The 24,157-nt window shown below is 34.5% G+C and carries 14 protein-coding genes, 1 tRNA gene and 1 pseudogene; 10 read left to right on the top strand and 6 right to left on the bottom strand.

Annotation, left to right across the window (positions count from 1 at the left end):
• Positions 1-62: 62 nt before the first annotated feature.
• The 6 genes from FAF07_RS17545 to FAF07_RS17520 form a co-directional block, all read right to left on the bottom strand.
• Positions 63-1,007, bottom strand: coding sequence for a HEAT repeat domain-containing protein (locus FAF07_RS17545; protein WP_142786342.1), 945 nt, complete (start codon positions 1,005-1,007; stop codon positions 63-65).
• A gap of 188 nt (positions 1,008-1,195) precedes the next feature.
• On the bottom strand, positions 1,196-1,564 hold the full coding sequence (locus FAF07_RS17540) for a response regulator transcription factor (RefSeq protein ID WP_142786341.1): 369 nt from the start codon (positions 1,562-1,564) through the stop codon (positions 1,196-1,198).
• An 87-nt stretch (positions 1,565-1,651) separates the two neighbouring features.
• Positions 1,652-2,395, bottom strand: coding sequence for a response regulator transcription factor (locus FAF07_RS17535; RefSeq protein ID WP_142786340.1), 744 nt, complete (start codon positions 2,393-2,395; stop codon positions 1,652-1,654).
• A 58-nt stretch (positions 2,396-2,453) separates the two neighbouring features.
• Positions 2,454-6,119, bottom strand: coding sequence for a PAS domain-containing hybrid sensor histidine kinase/response regulator (locus FAF07_RS17530; RefSeq protein WP_142786339.1), 3,666 nt, complete (start codon positions 6,117-6,119; stop codon positions 2,454-2,456).
• 201 nt (positions 6,120-6,320) lie between these two features.
• Entirely contained in the window at positions 6,321-8,279 is a 1,959-nt protein-coding gene (locus tag FAF07_RS17525) for a T9SS type A sorting domain-containing protein (protein ID WP_142786338.1), read from the bottom strand.
• A 38-nt stretch (positions 8,280-8,317) separates the two neighbouring features.
• Positions 8,318-9,088 (bottom strand): hypothetical protein, encoded by a 771-nt coding sequence (locus FAF07_RS17520; protein ID WP_142786337.1) that lies wholly within the window; start codon positions 9,086-9,088, stop codon positions 8,318-8,320.
• Positions 9,089-10,899: 1,811 nt separating this feature from the next.
• On the opposite strand from FAF07_RS17520, the gene FAF07_RS17510 reads away from it, so the two are divergent.
• The 10 genes and pseudogenes from FAF07_RS17510 (at position 10,900) to FAF07_RS17465 (ending at position 24,150) form a co-directional block, all read left to right on the top strand.
• Positions 10,900-14,217, top strand: coding sequence for a PAS domain S-box protein (locus FAF07_RS17510; protein WP_142786335.1), 3,318 nt, complete (start codon positions 10,900-10,902; stop codon positions 14,215-14,217).
• A 10-nt stretch (positions 14,218-14,227) separates the two neighbouring features.
• On the top strand, positions 14,228-14,605 hold the full coding sequence (locus FAF07_RS17505) for a response regulator (RefSeq protein WP_142786334.1): 378 nt from the start codon (positions 14,228-14,230) through the stop codon (positions 14,603-14,605).
• A 93-nt stretch (positions 14,606-14,698) separates the two neighbouring features.
• A complete protein-coding gene (locus FAF07_RS17500) occupies positions 14,699-16,558 on the top strand; it encodes a PAS domain S-box protein (RefSeq protein ID WP_142786333.1) in 1,860 nt (619 codons plus the stop codon).
• Positions 16,559-16,941: 383 nt separating this feature from the next.
• A complete protein-coding gene (locus tag FAF07_RS17495; RefSeq protein WP_142786332.1) occupies positions 16,942-17,295 on the top strand; it encodes a YtxH domain-containing protein in 354 nt (117 codons plus the stop codon).
• A gap of 5 nt (positions 17,296-17,300) precedes the next feature.
• Positions 17,301-17,648: a phage holin family protein gene (locus tag FAF07_RS17490; protein ID WP_142786331.1), complete on the top strand. Its 348-nt coding sequence runs from the start codon at positions 17,301-17,303 to the stop codon at positions 17,646-17,648.
• Positions 17,649-17,654: 6 nt separating this feature from the next.
• Complete coding sequence (locus tag FAF07_RS17485) at positions 17,655-17,876, top strand: DUF6327 family protein (protein WP_142786330.1); 222 nt, start codon at positions 17,655-17,657, stop codon at positions 17,874-17,876.
• A 249-nt stretch (positions 17,877-18,125) separates the two neighbouring features.
• Positions 18,126-18,199, top strand: a tRNA-Arg gene (locus tag FAF07_RS17480).
• Positions 18,200-18,639: 440 nt separating this feature from the next.
• On the top strand, positions 18,640-18,801 hold the full coding sequence (locus FAF07_RS18930; protein WP_246067734.1) for a hypothetical protein: 162 nt from the start codon (positions 18,640-18,642) through the stop codon (positions 18,799-18,801).
• Between the two features lie 179 nt (positions 18,802-18,980).
• Positions 18,981-19,788: pseudogene (locus FAF07_RS17470) on the top strand (IS5 family transposase).
• Between the two features lie 111 nt (positions 19,789-19,899).
• On the top strand, positions 19,900-24,150 hold the full coding sequence (locus tag FAF07_RS17465; protein WP_142786328.1) for a hybrid sensor histidine kinase/response regulator transcription factor: 4,251 nt from the start codon (positions 19,900-19,902) through the stop codon (positions 24,148-24,150).
• The last annotated feature ends 7 nt before the right edge of the window (positions 24,151-24,157 follow it).

Genomic DNA, 24,157 nt, shown 5'->3' with positions numbered 1-24,157 from the left:
AAAATACCATTGAAAAGCAAACCCTTTTCATACTATTGACCCGTTATTAAAAACTGAAAAAACTATGTGGTCAGCAAGGGTTTTTTTAGAGTTGAATCTATGCCGTCCAAGTTAACAGATAATTTTGACCTAAAATAATGTTCAAGCCTAAAATAGTTGACTTTTATGCTGTCTTTTTCCTGATACATCCCTAAACGAAAAGATAATAACTGCTTATAGGTGCCATTATATCTTATGGTCCTTAGTATTTCCTGTTTTATGGCATGTGTTTCATTGTAAAATCTAGAAACTAAATTAGGTAATAGTTCCGTATGCTGCATCTTGCCAAGGCTCCGTATGGCTTCCATTCTTATAGTCTCTTCCTTATGTTCGATTAATGTCATGAGTGCTGGGATATTCTGAAATTGATTGAATTCTGCCATCATTCTTACTGAAAACCTAACCACACTGGACATCCTGTGATGTATCCATTGAGAAAAATCGGGAATGTCACCTTTATAGGCGTTCTTTAAACTATTCTCAATATAAATTTGTTGCCACAATGTTAATGAACTATCTATTTTGTTTAGAAAACCCAATGGGTTGGTTTCCGATAGATTCAATATATATAGTATAGCCTGCTGTCTAACTTCAATCCGCTTATCGTTAATAAGGGGCTCTATTAACCCATCAGGTACTTTAATAGATAATTGGGAAAGTACATAAAGGGATCTTGCTTTTCTCTGCCAACTATTGGTTTTTAAATCTTTCATTACATAATCATGAAGGCCGAGCAACTTAAAAAGTGCCTTGATCATCCCTGTGGATTCCCCTTTAAGGTTTTCATTGAACATCAATAGCTGTTTAATGGCTATTTTTAGATGAAAGTCAGTATGCAAGTGCGTTTCCTTTAGCATAAACACTTCCTTATCCTTATCAAAATCCTCATCAAATAAATAAGCGTTTATAAAATTCAATAAAATGTGTTCCAAAGCCTGTCTTCTTTTAAGCTTTAAAATTTTATTCAATCTTTGATAATACACAGCGCTAATTAACAGTAATGAGATACACAAAAAACAAATGCTCAAAACAAAGTTCAATTTTAAGATAAAGGGCCATGCCTCAAAAATTAAGGTGTAAAAATTCATAGGTTAGGTATTTAGTTGACTTGGGGGTCGTTTAAATCTTAATTTAATGTTATGCCATATGTATGTTTTTAATTAATGTTAGCTAAAGTCCTTCTTACCCTAAGAGATAGCTCGTTAGGACTAAAGGGTTTGGTAATAAAATCTTCTACACCCATTGTAAAGGCCTCGGTGATTATATCCTCTTGGGTCGATGTGGATAATACAATAATAGGCAGTCCAGGTATATTTTGTTTTATATATTCTATTATTTCGCTACCAGAAATAAATGGTAGCATGAGGTCGGTAAGGATTAAATCAAAATCCTCGGTCTTTAATTTTTCCATGGCATCCCTGCCATCCTCAGAGATAATTACAGTATAACCATCCTTGATTAATTTAAATTCCAATGATTTTACTACCATGGGATTATCTTCTATGATCAGAATTCTTTTTTTCATGTGTTTATATCTATTGTTTTTTATTGGTCACACGTAACAGCCATTTAATCATTGTTCTTGGGTATCGAACTTTTAGTTATGGATGTTTCATGCTTCAGCGAATTTTGGGATATCTTTTTGAAGTTGTGCATCAATTGTTAAGAATAGTTGAAATAATTGCTCCACCAGTCCAGAAATTTCTTCTTCAGCAACCTTATAAACAATGTCATTGCAAAGATCACTGCCTATCGTGCTCTCCAACATTTCAAAAGAGGGTTTAATATTATGTGCTATTTCACGAACCGTCTTAAATTCGTTAATTGCAAGTGCTTCTTTTATTTCCATTAATTTAACCGCCACCGAATCCCTAAAAATATTTAAGGACGTTAGGACAAATTCTTCACTGCCATCAGATAAATCCCTTAAATAGTCAAGCGAATAGTCTTTATCTTCTATATCTGTTGGCTGACCCAGTTCTTTAAGTTTTGATTTTATAAGAACAATGGATTTTTCCGAAAATGGCTTATTTATAAAACTCAGCAACTTCTTATTATTTTTCTTAGCCGTTGCATTTATTTGGCAGGAAATTAAGACCGGTACACTAATTTTTAGTTCCGATTGTATATAATCGTGTGTTTGAAAGCCATCCAACGGTAATGCATTTTTATCAATCACCATTAAATCTGGGATATTATTATCCTTTACCCACCGTATGGCATCCATACTACCGTGGCAAGTAAAAACTATCCAGCCCTGTGCCTCTGCCAATTGAAGAAAGGTGTTTGTATGTTCAGCATCATTTTCCACAAGTAAAATCTTGATTTGTTTTAAGGATTGGTTTTGTAGGTTCATGGTCTATTTAATATTTTGTGTGCACTGATTATAGTTCGTTTTAGGTCAATAAATATCATCAATTAATAGCTTTGCTTTTAGTTACGTTTTTTTTGTTGTTATGGTTTTGTTTATCTGGCTCTAACAAAAATTCAATAATGGCTGTTTTCATTCTTTCCAATATCACGGGCTTGGTAATAAAATCGTCCATGCCTTTTTTTATACAGCGTTCTTTTTCACCCTTTACGGTCCTTGCTGTTAAAGCTATTATAGGTACGTGCTCACCACTTTTTTCCATGCCCCTTATACGTTTAGTGGCTTCAAAGCCACTCATGTTTGGCATTTGTATATCCATAAAAATAAGATCTATGTCTTTTGTCTCATAAAGTTTTACAGCCTCAAGGCCATCATTTGCTTCATGGATGGTTGCCTTGGGGAGGATTTTATGTATGATGGTTTTGGACAAAAATTTATTTACCGGATTATCTTCTGCCACCAATATGTTAGGGGAAAACAGGTGTAGATTCACACCTTGTTCGGCAGGCGTATGCTGACTGATCTTTCTGGTTGGGTTTTGGATGTTGTCAATCAATTCAAACAGATTATTCATTTGGATGGGCTTCACCACATTGAATTGCACATCCAGATTCTTACATGCTTCGTGAATTTTTTTATCTTCCCCCGAGCTGTGCAATAGGATAATAGGAAGGTCTTCTGAGGTTAATGCCAATTCTTCCCTAAAATGCCTGATTAAATCCAGGCCGTTTAAATAGGGCATATGGTAATCTATTATTGCCAGATCAAAAGGGTTTCCCTTTTCCAAACATTCAATGGCATCTATGCCATTGGCAAACAAGGTTGAATCAATTTTATCAATGGCCAACATGCTCTCTAAAATAGTACGGTTGTTGGAATTATCATCAATGACCAACACATTTTTAATCGTTTTAGCCAATGTAACTTTACGGTTTTTCTGGTCCTCGATTTCAAAATTCACCACAAATGAAAAGGTACTGCCAGAGCCCGATTTACTCTCGACATGGAGACGGGTATCCATTAGTTCGAGCAATTTATTGCTAATGGTCAAACCTAAGCCGGTACCTCCATATTTTCTGGTGGTGGATGCATCTTCCTGATCGAAGGCAGAAAAGATCTTCTTTAAATTCTTCGGGGCAATGCCTATACCTGTATCCCTGATGGAAAACTTGTAAAGCATTTCCTTTTTGTTATTGGGGTTTGGCTCTGTTTCTATTTTAAGTTCAATTTCTCCGGTTTTGGTAAATTTTACGGCATTGCCCAGCAAATTCGTGAGAATTTGTCGCAAACGCACTGAATCTGCTTGGATATACCTTTTTGTATTGGGAGGGATGTTCAGTATCACTTCCAATCCTTTTTCGTGTGCTTGATGTCTAATAATATCAATAGTCTGCCCACAAAGCTGGACCAAGTCGGTTCTTTCTTTGTTTATTTCCAATTTACCAGCTTCGATCTTTGAAAAATCGAGTATGTCATTTAATAAATCCAGCAAGGCATTTGCCGAATTAAATATGGTATGCATATATTTTTTCTGAACCGCAGAAAGCTTGGTTCTCATCAGCAAATCGGTAAAGCCTATCACACCGTTTAGCGGCGTTCTTATCTCATGGCTCATATTGGCGAGAAATTCAGATTTAGACTTGTTGGCAGACTCGGCTCTGAGTTTGGACTTCACCAAGGAAGCTTCCATCATCTTTAATTTGGATATATCTGTTGCTACCCCTAAATAACCGGTTATTTCCCCTTCGGAATTTTTAATGGCAGTAACCACTAATTGTACAGGGAACCTTTTACCATTTTTACGGATATAGGTCCATTCGCTAGAGTCATGTTCTCCTATGTTTGCTTTGTATGTAAATACTTCAAAACCCTTTATTTCCTCTTTGTATTCATTTGAAAGCTCCATACCCCTCTTGGCCACTTCTGTGGGGTCGTGCAATGCCCCAACATTAAAGGCGCCTATGACATCCGCTGCATTATATCCCAAAAGATTTTCAGCACCTTTATTGAATTTTCGGGCTATGCCGTTAAGATCTGTTTCTATTATAGAGACATGTGTAGTGGCGGCGAGAAGGTTTTGCAGATCATTTAAGGTGTTTTTTAATACCCGCTCAGATTTTACACTTTCAGTCATATCCACAACTTGGCCAATTAGAGAAGTAGGCTTACCATATTTATCTCTTAATAAAGAAACATTTAAAAAACCATATACTATTTTACCATTTTTATGTATGTACCGCTTATTAATACCGTACGACTCGCGTTCTTGATTTATTAACTCCCGTAAAAATTCCGTGTCATTATATAAATCATCCCTATGCGTGATATCCTTTGATCTTAGTTGCAAAAGTTCTTCTTTGCTATACCCGATCATTTGGGATAAATTTTTATTGACCATAAGCCATTCACCGTTAATAGAAACAACTCCCATTCCATTAGGCGAATATTCAAAGGCATTCATAAATTTATTGGAATTCTCCAATGCAATCCGCGCCAGTTCCTTCCTTTCTGTAATATCCTCTACTTGAGTTATGATAAGATCATCAGAGTCCTCATAGCCACGTACCATAGAAGTATATATGGTGCACCATATCATGTTCCCCTTGGCTGTATAATATCTGGCTTCGGTCTTATAACTGTTGATTTTTCCCGCCAGCAACTTTTGTCGATATAATTTTGCTTCTTCCAGGTCATCAGGATGTATCATGTCCTTAAAGGTCATATTCAGGACCTTCTCATTATCAGACTTGTTAAAGCCAAAAGTTTTAAGGACCGCATGGTTGACCATTAAAACCTTGTTATCCGTATTGACAAGAAGTATCCCAATGGAAGAATTCGTGAAAATCTTTTCGAAACGTTCCTTGGTTTCCTTCATCTGCAGCTCCTGCTTCCTTTTTTCATCTATATCTTGAAATGCGCCATAAATCCTGACACATTTTCCATCTTCAAATTCAGGTTTGCCAAAAGTTCTTACCCATATTTCGTTGCCTTTTGCAGTAATTATCTTAAGCTCAGCATCGAACGGAACCCCTTCATCTACTGCTTTATTAAACAACTTGGTTATCAGGTCTCGGCAATGACCTTCCTTATAAAAATTGATCCCTGTAGCTAAATCGGGTTTATAAGTTGGTTCTACTTCATGAATATCCTTTGTTACTTTAGTCCAAGTAACCGATTCGGTAATCAAATTTACCTCCCAGCCGCCTATTCTGGCAATTTCATTGGTCTCATCGTAAATGCTGTGTAATTTTTTAAAAGCAAGAATTTTATTCAATAAATTAGAACTATATCCTTCGGTTTTTTCTGGCTTCAAAAATTTTATAATCAAGCCTTTCTTGTCTCCAGACTCTTCGAAAATAGTTATTCCTATGGCTTGTAGATCTATGGTTTCATCCAGATAATCCTTAAACTGAAAAATGGTATCAAATTGATCGGAAATACTTTTTTGGCAATCGTGTACCTCCTTATCAATCTTTTCCTTATCCAATGGGGTTAAAATGTCAGCAAATACCTCTGACGGTTCTTCAACTATTGAAGTAGGGTAGTTTAAGGTTTTCTTAAAAGAATCATTTATAAAAAATTCTGTGGGTTTTTTAAAGTTGCAATACCAAACGCCGTAAAGTATATCATCTGTTAACCAATCATATAAGTACGGATGCTCTTGGAGTACCGCACGATACTCATCTTTTAAAGGAAAAGACTTAGTCATAGGCTATTTTTTAGTTAGGGCCAAACCTTTTCCATTTTAAAAAATGTGATGGTAATGATTTGGGTAGAATACAAACATAGTGTATTATATCGGACTTATATGTATTTTATCGAATTATTTTTGTGATATTATTCAATCTATAATCCTAAAAGAGTCAGAAACATCTTATTTAAAACATAGAACACTTTAAAGCATTGCTTTTTAATGTTTTAAAATTTTATAGGTTTCTTTACTTTGTGATGATTCAATTCTTACTAAATACAAGCCGTCACTATAAGGCAATGGAATGGTCATGTCTTTTTGGGTCAATACATCCGGATTCATGTCGATTATTTTTTGCCCCAGTATGTTAAAAACTGAAATATCAATTAATTTTATTTGTTTTTTATTGATAATTTTGATGTTGTCCATTCCATCATAATTCACCCTTATATTTTTTGGTTCGAACGCGTCGTTATTAAGAACTTCTTGGGGTTTAAAAACGATAGAAAACCTATCCAAATAGTCTCCTGGGGCTAAGTTGAGGTCAAAATGGGATGCACTTAAACTTTGCGTTGTATTCGAGACATGATCCTTGATATAAACGGGACCACTAAAATTTTCGACAGCGTCCAACATAATCGTGTGTGTCCCTGCTTCGGTAATGATTAAACCTAAAGGAAATTCATACAATTCATCAAAAGTCCCGACCCCCTGTATAACATGTTTTTTCATTAAATTATCATCGATAATATAAAAAAGCTCATCCTCCCGAACATCTGATATTTCTGAATCATAGCCAAGGTTATAGTTTAAATCGGCCGTTGAATTCGGCAAAAATCCCAAAAGTAATTGTCTATGAAATCCTTCAGGGTCTTCATAGCCTATTCTCACATAACTGTCATCAGGAGCAGTTTTTTTATTTGCAGAACTCTTATAGTATTTAGAATCGCCAGAGCTCTCCGTTTTAAAAACTCTTTGAGAATTATCAAAAACGATGTTTCCGGTTGCCGTAGCGTCTATAAAGAATCCTTGACCAACCGACATGTACTGCGTGGGAGGCGTAATGCTTCCGGCATCTCCTATTCCTGAAATTTGCGAAGATGCCACCGATGGTGGCGTGCCGCCTGTTAAATTCCGAGTCGCATAACCCCCTAAATAATCGGATAAATTATGGGACATGGAACTCCCATCGACCCAAAAATATAAGGTCCCATTAAACAAAGCCATATTGTCATTTATAAACTTATGGGAATCGATAGCGGAAGGGTAGGGGTTTCCAATAAGGGAAGACTCTCCCGCGCTTATTGGAAGCAGGTAGGTGCCATCGTTGGGTGTTCCTTTAAGCACATAATTTTGAAGAGGGTCAACGGTATTGGTGCCTTTCATGGTATACCCTTCTCCTGGAGCCAAAGTACTGTTCTCGTCTATTTGAATCCAATCGGCATAACTGCCACTTCCACGAGAATATGTATATAGCCAAGTAGTGCTTATTTCCAAAGGCGTGGTTACGGTGCCGCCACCATCTGTGATTGATGGCGTTCCATTAAATGGAGATCCCATATTAAACGACACTTGTTGTGGCGTAAATGGGTTTACATTGGCGTCGGTGCCATCAAAAAGACCGCCCAACATGGAAAAACTCCCGCTATTAGTAACAGGTGATGCCCAATAATTATATGCATAAGCGGTAGAAACGCCTTGTTGGTCTTTCAGCAATGTTCCTAAAACCGCAGTATTTGCACTGGCACCGGTATGGGTTTGCACAAGCTGTGCATCACCAACCAAGCGTAAATCTCCACTTTCTAAAATCAGCGAATTTTCAACATACAGTCCAAAACCATCTGGCACAGAGACCCCTTTTTTATTAATACCGGTGACATTGACTTCCAAATTATAAAAATGGATAGAAGCCGTAGTGCCCGAAATAGTGAGTGTGTTATTTACAGCGCTTTTAAAAAAAGTGGTTCCCGAAGTTGACGATGTGGTTCCGTTATTTATAAAGTGACTGTTTAAATAAAGATCGCCTTCATTATTATGGACACCATTATTGGTGTAATCACTTCCAAAATAAACGACTGTCAATGGGTTTATGTGTAAATCCCCCATGTTGACAATCTGGGGAAAGCCAAAGAATATACAGCTAAAATAAAGAACCGATAAAAGTAAATATTTTTTCATTCAAGTAAGTTTTTAAGTTAATAGGAGGGATGTGGCAATTATCTAGTAGCATTATACTGAACGTTAACGTGTAAAACAGCTGGTCCTGCACTAGGTGCTGTTCCTCCAGCAGTAGCTATTCTCTTAATTCTAAAATGAATAGATTCTACGCCAGCCAATGTCGCTTCTGGTATCATAAACGCAGTTTCTTGTTGCTCATATTGACCAGGGTCTACAGCAAGATCACCAGAGTCTAAAATTCCAGTGGTTCCAGAAACCGATGTTCCCTCTATGTGTAATTTATAGATGGCATTCCAGCGGACTATTTTACCGGTTTCTGCACCCATGGTCATAAAAATCAAATTAATCGATACGTCTCCATCCGCATAATCTGTGAAACCGGAAATATCAAAATATAATTCATCATTGTTGCCAAATTGTTCCGCTACGATGTTATCGATCACAACTGTTGTAGTTTTAGTTGATCCAGCACCCTTTCCCACAACATTAAGACCCTTGTTAGCCATATGGGTATTTGATGTGTCTGCATGCATAATTTCCCATGCTGTGCCGTTGTAAAAATAAAAACCTGAAGGAAGGTCTGTTTGAAATACCATTAAACCCGTTGATGGGGTACCAATGGCCGTGCGTTGCGCTTCCGTCATTCTAGGGATCAATAGCCCCTTATCGGTACTTTCCATTTCCAGTAGTGAACTACTGTTCATTGTAGTGGTATTGTCTCCAATTTTTACTTGGGCCACACCAAGGCTATGCATACAAGCTATTAGGAGGATCATTAAACCTTGTATGTTATAATGTAGTGGCTTCATAAATAGTATAATTTTTGGGTTCATGTTTTTGCTGGTTTTGAAACTGATAATACATGTTATTAAGATAACATTGCGGAGGCCTTTGAATTCAAAGTCCCAAACCTGACCAGAAGCCTGCTTTTTGCAATATTAAAAACGCTTATAAACGGTAATAAGGTTAAACAGTATATTTTATAATTTTTAGTTTTTTAAATGCTTTAATCTACGATTGAACTCTCTCGTGTTGGTTTTTGGTGCTATTGGTATGTTTTGGCACTTAAATCTAATCTTGAGCATTCAGGAGTGCAAAGTAGTTTTTTACGCCGTTAATCCAATAAAACCTGAAAAACATCCTTGAATCATTGGATTGATAGATTATAATGCTATATTAGCCGGTTTTTTTAAAAAGCATGAGTTAATTGTATTGATCGAGGCTGTCTAAAAGTGGGGATTTATTCGGAATGTCATATTTGAGCCCTTCGACTGCGCTCAGGGTAAACTAAAGTCGAGATACTTTGGTTTTTAAAATGTTAAAACTACGACAAGCTACGCTTGGGTGCCTTCTAAACAAAATATCTATTGTTTCTCACCAATGCTCAGTTCGACAAGGGTTAATCAGTTTTTAGACAGCCTCATGCACCTGTTTGGAGTGAGTTAAGTTGATTGGTATTTTGTTCACACTATCCTATAAATGAACTTATTTTTTATTTTTTTTCGTTCCGTAGCGATGCTATGTAACTCAAAAAGCCTTCAACTGGTCACAAAATGACTGATTTTCACCTCAATACAAAAAGTTTAAACGAGTTCAATATAATTTGTCATTTTAACTAACTTGCTGATTTTCAAAAATATAATAGTATAAAACCAAGCAGGTGTTTAAGCTAAGCACTAATACACCATATTTTACTTAAAAGATTTCTAATTATATCAAATAAGATAGTTAAAAAGGAATATCTTTCGTACAAAACTATTAAAATGTTTAAGTACATACATATTATAATTGGTATTATTAAATCGATCCCAGATTCCTTAATGATTTTAGATGCTGATAGTGATATTGTTTTTACAAATCATTCATGGGATTAATTAAGGTATATAAAGCAGTATGTACACAAAGTGCTATAGACATTATTAGGGCAAATTCTCTAATACAATCATCCTGGATATTTTGATGCCGGGTAATGGAGGCCTTTGTGTTTTGGAACAGATTAAAAGGAAACATCATACATTACGGTCTTTATGTTCACAGACTACCCATTTCCAGGATTTAATAAAGAGCAAAACATTGGGAGCTGATTTTTTTTATAAATCGAATTTTCAAGAGATGATGGAAGTTTAAAAAACCAAAAATGATTTAGAGAGTTAGATAAAAACCATTGGAGACGAAAAATAAAAGGTGTTTATCGCAAATTGAAAAATTGTTATGAAGTTTTAAAAAGCTAACTATTCATAATATATTATGAATCGATTTCTATTTTGTTTAATTTTTATTATTATTTTTAAAACAAAATAAAATTCTTAGTTCTATTCTTCTTATTTACAATGAACGATACAATGATGGTATTTGGTTTTTTTTGAAGCTATACTCACCAAATACTATGGTCACTAACTATACATTTTCCATATTCAAGAAAAAGAGCAAGACATTGGGAGCTGATTTTTTTTAATAAATCCGAGTTTCCAGAGATGATCGGAGTTTAAAAAAACAAAAAAATAGTGTTAGAGTTAAATTAAAAACCATTTGAGACGAAAAATAAAAGTATTTTACCACAAATTGAAAAATTGTAATGAAGATTTGAAAAGTTTTCATAAAATCATTTAAGTAGCAACATATGGCAAAAAATAAACATGATGAGCTCCTAGTTAAAAAAAACAAGGAACTGACAGCACATCTGTTATCTGCGAATAAAGCATTGAAGCATCAGGGTCACCTATTGGATGAAGCCGCTGGTCTGCATAAGAATGCGCTGGAAACCCTCCAAAAGATCACGGATAAACTTAAAGCCACAAAACGGGCGAAAAAAACGTTGTTTAATTCGGAAAAGCGTTTGCATTTTTTACTTAAATCTACCACTACCATCACCTATACCTGTGAGGCCAAAGCCCCTTTTGGTGCCACTTTTATAAGTGAAAATGTGAATGAACTTACAGGCTATACGCCTCAAGATTATATTAGTGATCCCAATTTTTGGGCAAGCAACATTCATCCCGACGATAAGGAAAAGGTTTTTAACGGACTCACCACACTTTTTGAAGAAGGAACGCATAAGCACAATTACCGTTGGAAGTATAAAAATGGCACTTATCACTGGATGAGCGATACATTAAAACTGATATATGATGCGCAGGAAAAACCCATTGAAATAGTAGGTAACTGGATCGATATTTCACATATAAAAGAAGCCGAAGAAAAGATTTTTGAAGCGAACAGAAAACTGTCGCTTGCCGTTCGTACTGGAGGGGTAGGCATATGGGACTGGGATATTGTCAATAATGAACTTATTTGGGATAATCAAATGTATACCATTTATGGTCGTACTCCCGAAACCTTTGGTAATGTTTACGAATCGTGGCAACAGGGACTCCACCCCGATGATAGGGAGCGTTGCAATCGTGAAATTAAGGAGGCTATACAAGGTAACAAGGAGTTCAACACCGAATACAGGGTGATATGGCCCGACTCATCTATTCATTATTTACGGGCGATAGCGATTGTTGAATTTGATGCAGATGGCAACCCGCTACGAATGATTGGTACCAATTGGGATATTACGGAAAGCAAACAAAAAAAACACAGACTTCGGTTAAGTTTAAAAGAAGTCTCCGATTATAAATATGCTTTAGACGAATCTTCCATAGTGGCTATTACAGACCAAAACGGTATTATTAAATCTGTGAACGACAACTTCTGCAAAATTTCAAAATACAGTCGCGAGGAATTAGTTGGACAGGATCCCAAAATAATAAGTTCGGGCCTTAACACCCAGGAACTTTTAACGGATTTAAATACCACCATTGCCAATGGAAAGCCATGGCGGGGCGAAATGAAAAACAGAACTAAAGACGGAGACATCTATTGGGTAGATTCTTCTATAATACCTTTTCTAAATGAAAAAGGGAAGCCCTTTCAATATATGGTGATAAGAAATGATATTACCGAGCAAAAACTATTGGAAACGGAAGTTAAACAATTTAATATTGAATTAGAGCAAAAAGTAAAGGTGCGAACCGAGGAACTTACTGCCAGGGAAAATCAACTCACTACCATATTCAATACGGTAGCAGATGTTATTTTTGCTTTGGACGTGGAGAAAGATGGTCACTACCGGTTTAATTCTGTAAACCCGGCATTTCTAAAAATAACCCAGCTAGATTATGATATGGTAGTTGGAAAAAAAATCACACATGTCATCCCAAAAAAATTGTTAAGTTTGGTGGATGAGAAATGCAAGGAAGCCATCCGGACAAAGAGAATAGTACGGTGGGAAGAAGTAAGCGATTACCCAAGACGGCTTACTGGAGAAGTAAGTATTGCCCCCATTTTTGATGAAACCGGTAACTGTATCAAACTTATTGGTTCTGTTCACGACCTTACTGAACGAAAAAAAGCAGAAGAAGAGTCAGAAAAAAGTAAGCAGTTATATAAAACCCTATTGGATAAAATGAGTGATGGTTTTATTGTTGACGATATGGTGGGAAAAGTGATATTTGCCAACGAGAAATTTTTAAAAATATTTGGCCTGGTAGAAGCCGATGTCGATAACCTTATATTGGAAAATTATGTAGCGCCGGAATATTGCGAAATGCTTCTCGACAGGCACACCCTTAGGGTGGCAGGAGAAGAAGTCCCAGATATTTTTGAATACGAAGGTATTAGGAAAGATGGTAAAAGGATATGGGTTGAAGTGAGAGTGGCTCAAGTTATTGAAAATGGAACCATTAAAGGGACACAGTCCTTGATAAGAGATATTACAGCACTGAAAAAAGCAGAAGCTAGACTACAAAAAAGTGAACACAGGTTTCGCGATCTTTTTGAAAATGCACCTGAAAGTATTTTAGTACTTGATTTAATGTCATTAAAATTTACAAAAGCGAATAAGAACACTGTAAAATTGTTCAAGTATTCCATTGAAGAATTTATTGAAAAGGGACCTGCAGATATTAGCCCGGAGTTCCAACTGGATGGCAGTCTATCAGAAGAAAAAGCAATGAGGTATATTGAAAAAGCAATGCAGGGCGAAAGAGTGAGTTTTGAATGGATGCATTGTGATGCCAACAAAAAAAATATTTTGTGTGAAGTGCACCTTGCCTTAATACCTGGGGACGAAAGACCACAGATTTATGCTAGCATTGTTGATATTCATGAACGAAATGAAATAAGGGAAAAGCTCAAAGAACAATACAGAGAGATAGAAAAACGGTCAAAAGAGTTGAATATTACTAACCAACAGCTTAAAAAAACAAACAGCGAATTAGACCGCTTTGTATATAGTGCCTCGCACGATTTGCGATCCCCATTAAAATCATTGATAGGCCTGTCAGATTTGATTTTAGACGACATAGAAATGGGAAACACTGTTGAATTAGAACAGATGTACATGATGAAGAAAAGCATTATAAAACTCGATGATTTTATTGAAGACATCTTGCAGTATTCGCGCAATGCGCGTACCGAGGTAGCACAAGAAGCCATCGATTTTAAGGAGATCATTCAAGACATTGAAAATGGGCACAAACACATGGATGGAGCCAAGGGAATAAAACTGAAAGTAGACATACGGCAGGACATGAATTTTGTTTCGGATAAAAGAAGGGTTAACGTGGTTTTGAACAACCTTATTTCCAATGCCATAAAATATAAAGATCCCTCAAAAGAAAAGCCTTTTGTAAGGGTTGCTATCAAATGTAGTAGAGACAAGGCCATGATACATATTAAAGATAACGGTATTGGCATTGACACAATGGATAAGGAAAAAATATTTGAAATGTTCTACAGGGCCACTAAGACTTCCAAAGGGTCTGGGCTTGGCTTGTATATTGTTAAAGAAGCCCTTGATAAGCTTAACGGTACCATTAACGTTGAATCGGAACTGGGCAAAGGGACCAAATTTATTGTAACCCTTCCCAATCAACTCACAGTACTTAATTAAAATCCAACTTATGAAACATGTCTTATTAATTGACGATAATGAAATTGACAATTACATTGCCAAACACAGCATTACCAAAAGTAACATGGCACAAAAAATAAACGTACAGAGCTCTGGTATAGATGCTTTAGAATTTTTAGATACACTAAAAAATAATCCTGAAGAATTTCCCGATACTATTTTTCTTGACATCCAGATGCCTAAAATGAATGGGTTTGGGTTTCTTGAAGCATTTAAAAAATTTCCGGAAGCCATTCGAACCCAATGCAAGGTAATCATGCTTTCATCCTCTAATGACCCAAAAGATATTGAACGTTCATTTCAATATCCTTTTGTAAAAAAATTCCTTACCAAACCTTTAGTATTAAGCATGTTGGAAAATCTTTAGTATTTAGTTTTAAAAAACCAAAAACCACTGTTAAATGTACCTAGGGAAAGGGACTGAATTTACAATTTATAGCCCTAAAAAAGCTAAACAATTATGAAAATAGAAAAACTCAAAATACTCTATGTAGATGATGAAGCCAGTAACATCAGTGTTTTTAAAACGGTTTTTAATCGTCATTACCATATTCTCACGGCACAATCTGCGGCAAAAGGACTTAAAATACTAGAGCAACATCCTATAAGACTTATTATTACCGATCAGCGCATGCCAAATATGTCGGGAATAGAATTCTTAAAACAGGCAAAGCAAAAATGGCCAGATATAAAAAGTATCTTATTAACAGGCTATGCTGATATTGAGGTAATAAAAGAGGCCATTAATGACATAGGGATATTCCGTTATATAAATAAACCTTTCGATTTTAGGGAAATGAAATCAACAATAGATGGGGCACTTCAGTTGTATCAATTAGATATTGATAAAAACAAAGCTTCAATCGTGCTTAAAGAGAAAGCAAATAAATTTCATAACATATTTAAATTCATAAATGATGTTTTTATTCGAGTGGATAATGATGGCTTCATTGAAATGATCTCACCTTCCGTTTACGAACTTTTTGGCTACAAACCAGAAGAAGTCATAGGAAAAGGACTGAAAGTGTTTATGAATGAAAAAGACAGAAACAATGGATTGCTTCAAATAAAGGAAACAGGGTCTAGCAATAATTTTGAAACAGATCTTTATACCAAAGATAACAGCCTATTACATGTTTTGATTAATTCCAGGATGCAAAGAGATGAAGATGGTATTTTCCTTGGCATTGAATATCTTATAAGAGATGTAACAGCATTTAAATTACAGCAAAACACACTTGCAGAACATGAGCTTAAACTCAAGCGTTTTTTGGATAACGCCCCAGTGGGGATAGCCTTAAATAATATGCAAGGGAAATTCATCGAAGTAAATCGAGAGTTTTCGAGGTTTACTGGATATTCTGTCAATGAGTTGAATAATCTTTCCTATTGGGATCTAACTCCTGATGAATATCATGCTCAAGAACAAATACAGTTCGATTCGTTGGAAAAAAACAATGCTTTTGGATCATATGACAAAGAGTATATCCATAAAAATGGACATCGATACCCCGTATTACTAAATAGGGTTAAAATAAACGGTAAAAATGGTGAGGCCTTAATCTGGTCGGCAGTTCAGGATATTACGAAGCAAAAGAAGGCTGAAGGAACTATTGAAATAAAAAAAGCGATAACATTATTGGAAAGTAAGAACAAGGAGTTAGAGCAATTTGCCTATATCGTTTCGCATGACTTGCAAGCGCCCCTTAATACTATTAGTAGTTTTGTTGGCCTGCTTGAAGAAGAGTGCAAAGATAAATTGGGTGACAATGCCGATATATATCTTAATTTTATTCGGCAATCTACCAAAAGAATGAAAAGTCTAATTACAGGATTACTTGAGTATTCAACAATAGGCAGTAAAAGAACATTGGAAAAGGTGAATTGTAATGAGCTACTGTCACTTATAGAAGACGATCTGCAAGTACTTATTCACGAAAAAGGAGCCGTTGTCACTTGCGAAGGACTACCGGAAATACAGGCTTATCCAACTGAAATGAAACAATTGTTCCAAAACCTCATTGGCAACGCATTAAAATATAGCCAACCAGATGTGTTCCCCATAATCCATATTTCAGCTAAAAAACAAGATGATGGCTGGTTATTCAAATTTAAGGACAACGGTATTGGTATAGATGAAAAATTTAAGGAAGAGATTTTTATTATTTTCCAGCGTTTGCATAATAAAGAAGACTATGAGGGTGATGGGATTGGCCTTGCGCATTGCAAAAAAATTGTCGAATTGCACAAAGGGGAAATTTGGGTGGAACCCAATCCAAATACGGGCAGTGTATTTTATTTCACGATTAAAACAAATTAACACATAATTTTAATTGTGGATGATAATCGGGCACTTCATGCCCTCTCAACAAGTATATAATTAAAAAAGTGGGCTGCACAGAAGATATACAGATAGTTGAAGACGGTCAGCAAGCTTTGGAAGTTTTGAATTTAGGCATTAAGGATACTGATTTACCCCCGGACTTGATTTTAATATGTTTTGCATTAATGGATTGTATATTTTGAATTAATCCTGTTATCCCGACATTTTTCTTAATTTATTTCCTTTTTAGGCGTGTGGCATTCGGATAAATGTTACGTATTCTTTTCAAGTCAATAATTAAATGATTACAGTTAATAAACATCGATATTTATAACGATATTTGCATAAGAAATCGTTTAATAAATAAAAAATACAAAATCATGAGTAACAATAGCGGAAATACACTTTTAGGAATTATAGCAGGTAGTGCCATAGGTGCTGCACTAGGAATTCTTTTTGCACCAGACAAAGGAAGCAAGACAAGACAGCGTTTAACAGACGAAGCATTAATAGCTAAGGAAAAATTAACAGAAACGGCTTTAGACTTAAAGGAAAAAGCGGCAACTACAATCTCATCAAAAAAAGAAACTTTAGATGAGCAGGTTGAATCTATTATGTCTAATGCTAGTTATAAGGCTGAGGATGTCATTACAACTTTAGAAAGTAAATTACAAGGATTAAAAGACAAAAATAAAAGATATCAAAAAAATAATCCAACAGCACCAATCGCCTAATTAGTATGAGCATATTAGAGTCGCTAAACGATAATACAGCAAAAGCTTCAGATGTTGGTGAAAAATTTATTAAGACTTCACATCAATATTATAAGTTAAAAATCTTCCAACAACTAACAATTTCACTTAGTTTAATGACTAAGGTATTTGTTATTGGTGGCTTTTTTATTATTGGTTTAATGTTTCTATCTATAGCTTCGGCTATTGCCATTGGTAACGCTCTAAATAATTTACCTCTTGGTTATGTAATAGTGGGGGTTGTGTTTTTAATCATAGCGTTCGTTATTCATTATAAGAGGGATTTTATTGATAGGCGTGTCATTCAAGAAATCTCTAAGAAATTTTTCAATTAAGCATTTATGACTACTAGAACAGATAATAAAATTTATAATAGCTTTGAGGAAATTGAATATGATCTCAATGTTAAAAAATTGGAGCGTCAAATTGCATATGAAGAACTTCTAGGAGTTAAAAACGAATTTAAGGAGAGTTTACAACCTATTGGTTGGGTTCAGTCTGCACTTAAGTTTGCTGGAAAATATGGACTTCTGGTTCTATTTAAAAAACTTTTTATTAGATAGCAAAGGCGTTAGCGACTAGAAATTATAATAAATCATTAAAAAACACTCTCTTTAAGAGTGTTTTTTATATATACAAGGAACAGTATTTGTATTTCATTGATTTGATATGACATGAGTTAGCTTCTATTGTTCCAAGAGCGTACCAATACCAAAAAATAACGATTAAATTTTAAGTGAATTTATTTTGTTTATAATGAATACCAATTTATATTTGCAGACCAGAAAAAACAAGTTGTTTTTCTTTATTGAGGGCTCTTAGCTCAGCTGGATAGAGCACCTCCCTTCTAAGGAGGCGGTCGAAGGTTCGAATCCTTCAGGGCTCACAGAATCCCTTTCATTTAGTTGGAAGGGATTTCTTGTTTTTAATGGTTTCTTCTTATTTTACTATACTTCTCATTTTTTATTAGACTATAAATAGAGTTTTTATAAAATATAATATTTAATCAATTCACATCTTTTTAGGTGTGCTATTGGGTGTACCGTTTTTACTTCAGGTGTACCATAAAAAGCTAAACAATATGAACAACTATAAAGTATCAATCTTGTTTCTATTGCAGAAAGTTAGATTGAATAAGCAAGGAAAGTGTCCTATAAGATGTAGGGTAACATATTTAAAAAAAAGGAAAGAATTTTAATAGGATTATTCATTAATCCAAAGCATTGGAATAACACACTGCAATTAGCAAAACCGCCGAATATAGAAAACAATTTAATCAACATACAGTTAAGCCTTATTAGTCAAAAGATTAATGAGGCTTTTTTAATGCTTCAAGTTTTACTAGATAGCTTTGATGTAGATGATGTTTACAGAAAGTATAAAGGAGAAGATGTTAAAACTGAAATAACAATACTCGGAGCTTATGTTTACAGTACAGAATTCAAATTAGAAGCAGTCCGATTAAGTTATCAGGGATCAAGTGCCTAATTTTTTAATCAGCTTAAACATAGTGCGATATGCTCTTTATTTTGCGAATCATATTTTTAAACGAATTTTTAATACTTAGAACTCATCTTGACTTTTTTTATAATAAAGAAAGGGTTGCAGAAATTTGTGTTGCGAAACATAAAAACCACAACCCCGTGTACCAAGTACTGAGCAAAGATATGATAGAAATGGAAATTGTACCATATTTACCAGAGACAAAAAGAGGTTTTAAGCCCAAAGCACCTCTTTACGAGATTGTTAATGCCATATTGTATAAGCTAAAAACTGGAGTCCAGTGGGAATATTTGCCTGTTGAAAGTTTGTTCAGTGATGTGGTATTGCATTACAAAACCGTTTTTGGTCATTATCGCAAATGGTGTGAAGAGGATGTATGGAAATCTTATTGGGTACAGCTTTTGAAAAACAACAAATCAGTGCTGGATCTATCAAGCGGCGATTTAGATGGCGGTCATACCACGGCTTTAAAAGGCGGAGAAGAAGTGGCCTATCAAGGAAGGAAGAAGCGCAGAACGACCAATTCGTTATATCTAACCGACCGCAAGGCTTACCGCTGGCAATGTCAGAACCAGTTTCTGGTAACCATAATGACCTGTTTGAAATCGAGGTCCATTTTGAGGAAGTTACCGCTACATTGGAACGGGCCGATATTTCAGTAGATGGCCTATTCATGAATGCTGATGCTGGATTTGATTCTCAAGAATTGAGGTATCAATGCGAGCGCAAAGGAATCATTGCCAATATAGCTCGAAACAAACGAAACGGATCAAGTGATGAAAATGACCATTGTTTTGATAAAAACTATATGAAGAACGTTACTGCATCGAACGAACCAATGCTTGGATGGACAGCTTTAGGTCTTTGCTAAACAGGTTTGACACAACCATAACAAACTGGAAAGGATTTAACTTCCTAGCTTTTATAGTAATTGGGTTAAAGAAATTTCATAAACTTAAAAAGTCAAGATGACTTCATAGTAAAAAATATAAGACTTCAACAATAGGGAAAGTTAATTACCTTTTATTCTTGAAGGTTGATTTATATTTGTGTTATTCTTTAAATAAATTTGATATCTAGAAAATGGGAAGTTTATTAACATATAATAAAGTGTGGTTCTTTTTATTGTGTGTCATTATTTGTTTAAATAAATCCTTTGGAATATCACATACTATTTTAAATATACAACAGCAATCTGCTGAATCATCAAAAAGAATAATTGATAGTTTAGGATTAAAGGCCAAATTAAGTAAGTTGGATATTTTTTCTGACTCATTAAAAACCAATAAGGGAAACTATTATAATGAGCAGTTAGATAACACCAACGGCCTTTCGAACAGTTCCGTTAATACTATTTTTCAAGATTCTGAAAATTTACTATGGATCGGCACATGGGATGGATTAAACAGATTCAATGGGAAAGATTTCAAGATTTTTAGACCTGAGTTAAATAATGAAAATAGTCTTTCCAATCAAGTAATCTTAAAAATTGATGAAGATTACATGGGGTGTATATGGGTATTGACCATGCACGGGTTAAATAGGTACGATAAAAAGTCAAATACATTTAAGAGATATTACTTTTCGAGAAAAGATAAACCTCTTTTTTCAGAATCCGAGTTTAACATGACGCTTGATGCCTCCAAAAAGGTTTATTGCGCAGTTAAAGATTGGGGAATTGGTTATTTTGATGGAAATGATTTCCAATTATTGGATACTAAAAACCTTCCCACGAACGCTATTAAAAAAATGACATTTGCACCAACTGGAGAATTACTTTTGTTATTGGATAATAATGAACTCTATTCCCTAAAAATAAACACAACTAAGATAGGTGCAAAAATAGTTTCTAAAATTGAGAAGATCTTAAATGGTGTCAAGGATTTTGGGGTATTGTCTAACCATAAAATATGTTTTATTTCTACTTCAGGAAGTACGGTGCTATATTCTTTTAAAGACAAAACTGAGCTGCAAATCAATAAAGGTGCGTTTCAAAATATTATATCCAGTACTAAAGAAGGTCTTTTATTACATGATAATTCAGGATATTTTATAATTGATAGCTTAGGAACAACTACCAATAATGCATGGGTTAAAAATTTAAAGAATAAAAAAATAACCACATTAATACAAGGAACTGAAAATATAATTTGGACAGGGACTGATGGTGATGGGCTCTTTAAAATGAACCCGCTTAACAAAGTGTTTCATCTTGTTTCTAAAGCACAGGTCCCCGAAATGGATGGGGGTATTGTCAGGGTATTTTTAGAAGTGGAAGGAAATTCATTTTGGGTAGGAACAAAAGGAAAGGGCTTATTCCGTTTTCCTTCAAAATTCTATCTAAATCCAAATGAACCATTAAGTTATCAGCATTTCAATGAAAGTAATAGCGCCATAAACAATGCCGTATTTTCACTTTGTAAAGGAGAGGATGATCTTATTTTTATTGGGACGGATGGCGAAGGAATGAATGTTTTTGACTTAAAAAATTCAAAGCTCATTAATTGGCAGGACATTGTGGGAAGTGAAGCCTGTGAATATTTTAAATCAACGTATGCCATTTATCAGGATGAAAAGGGATTTATCTGGCTTGGAACCAATGGATATGGAATGATTCGTTTTAGAATTTCCCGTTTGGGCGGAACTTTAAAAGTTACCGATTTTAAGCAATACCTAGCTGCAAATGGCGCAAATGGATTTTTAAGCAGCAATATTATTTTTTCAATAGTTCCAAAAAGCAATAATGAACTTTGGTTAGGAACAAGATTGGGAGGATTAAATCTTTTTAATAAAAAAACAGGTAGGTTTAAAACATTCAAAAATAGTAAGAGCGATTTACAAAGTTTATCCAATAACGATATTTTATGTCTTCATACGGATGCAAATAAAAACCTTTGGATAGGCACGAGTTTGGGCCTGAATTTGTTAGAAGAATTTAAGTATGGAGAGGAACCTAAATTTAAAAACTTTACGGTTAATGAAGGGCTTCCCAATAACACCATTCATGGGATTGTTTCTGATAAAGAATCAAATCTTTGGATAAGCACCAATTTTGGGGTATCTAATTTTATATTCAAGGAGTCAAAATTTATTAACTATACTAAAAATGAAGGTTTGCAAAATAATGAATTTGCAGATGGGGCTTTTTATCAAAATAATAGTACAGATTTTGTTTTTATGGGTGGAATCAAAGGATTTAACTATTTTTTACCTTTCAAAATAGAAGAATCCCAATTGATACCAGATCTTCTTATCGATAAAATTAGTGGTCAAAATCAAGACGCTCCCTATTATCAAAGTCTCATTATATCTACAAATTCAAAGACATATCCATCTATTGTTTTAGAGCACGACCAAAACTTTTTTGATATAGAATTAGCAGCTTTAACTTATATAAATAGTGAAAAATGTCAGTATGCCTATAAACTGGATAATTTTGATCAAGATTGGAATACGATTAATAATAGAAGGATCATCTCTTTTACGAATGTGCCCAAAGGATCTTATGCACTATGGTTAAAATGGTCCAATAGTGATGGCATTTGGAGTGATGCCGTTCATGCCATTGACATAAAAATCAAGCCTGTTTATTGGCAATCCAACATGGCACTATTTATTTATTTTATTTTACTGTGTCTTTTTCTCCTTTTTGTATGGAGCTATTTTAGTAAACAGTATAAATTAAGGAAAAATATTCTTCTTCAAAAACGTGAAGAGGAAATTCACCAAAACAGACTGACTTTTTTTACAAATATAGCCCATGAATTTCAAACACCTTTAACCTTGATAGTGGGGCCTGTTCAAAAACTCGCGGAATCTGAGAATCTGGGAGAAAGAAGTAAGAAGTTCATAAATATGATACAGCGAAATTCTTCAAGACTACTTTTTTTAACACAACAGTTACTCGAATTTAGAAAAGCTGAGTATGATTATTTGGAAGTCACTGTAAAGCAATTTGATTTAGTTAATTTGATTGAACAGATGGCAGAATTGTTTGATGAATGGGCATTAGATAAAAATATTGCGTATGATTTAGAATTGCCAAATAAATTAGTAGGTTGGTACGATAAGGATAAAATCGAAAAAATTATTTTTAATTTGTTGTCCAATGCCTTTAAATATACGCCCAAAAATGGAAACATCAAACTACAGTTTAATATTCAAGGTGATGTTATAAAAACACTTCACATTAAAGTGTCCAATTCTGGTAAAGGAATTCCTAAAGAAAAACTAGAATCTTTATTTGATAGATTTTTCTTAGCTGAAGGCATCTATGATTCTGATACAAGTTTGTTTAGAACGGGTATTGGGTTGGCATATATTAAAAAATTAGTAACCGTATTAAAAGGTAAAATTCATGTTTCCAGTAAGGTAGATAAAGAGACCGTTTTTACAATCATGCTTCCTTGCTCTAAAGAATCATTTAGTGACCATGAATTTGATACAGAGCGAAGTCAAATTTTGATTTCAGATTATCTTAAAAATATTCTTGAAGAAACCCCAAATGAAGCTGAAGATACATTTAATAAAATGTCATCACTAGAAGCCTTTTTAGAGCAACGTAAAGTGATATTAATCGTTGAAGACGAAAAAGAAATTCAACTGTTTTTGAATGAATTATTAAAAGAAAAATATAAAATTTTAATTGCCAATAATGGATTTGAGGCCATAGAAATGATGAAAAATGAGCTACCCGATATCATTATTACAGATGTTATGATGCCTGTTATGGATGGTATAGAGCTTTGTGAAAAAGTTAAAAAAAATAATAAAACATGCCATATACCTATAATAATGCTTACCGCAAAAAGTTCAATTTTACACCGTATTGAAGGCTTAGAAAGTGGTGCAAACTCATACATCCCAAAACCATTCCACCCAGACCATATTCTTGTTAGAGTACAAAAGCTTATTGAAGAAAGGGAACTTATAATAAAACATCTATCTCAAGATACGTTTATAGAAAATATTAACAACCTCCAAGTTCATAATGATGATAAAGAATTATTGCGAAACGTTATTAACTTAATACGTGATAATATAGATAATGAGAATATGCAAAGTCTATTTATTGAAAAAAAGCTAGGGATTAGTAATTCACAATTGTACAGGAAGATTAAACAAAACTTTGGTTTTTCTCCTGCAGATTTAATAAGAACTATTAGATTAAAATATGCTGCCGAATTATTGCGGAAAAGCAATTGTACCGTCTCACAGGTGTCTTATCGATCAGGTTTTAATAACCGATCTTATTTTTATAGGGAGTTTAAAAAAATGTATAGCAGTACTCCTAAGAATTATCAAATCAAGAATAATTCAAGAATAATTCAATAATAGTCCA

This window comes from Changchengzhania lutea (assembly GCF_006974145.1).
Classification (GTDB): domain Bacteria; phylum Bacteroidota; class Bacteroidia; order Flavobacteriales; family Flavobacteriaceae; genus Changchengzhania; species Changchengzhania lutea.
Note: the sequence above shows the minus strand (reverse complement) of the source record. Positions and strands in the feature narration are given on the sequence as shown.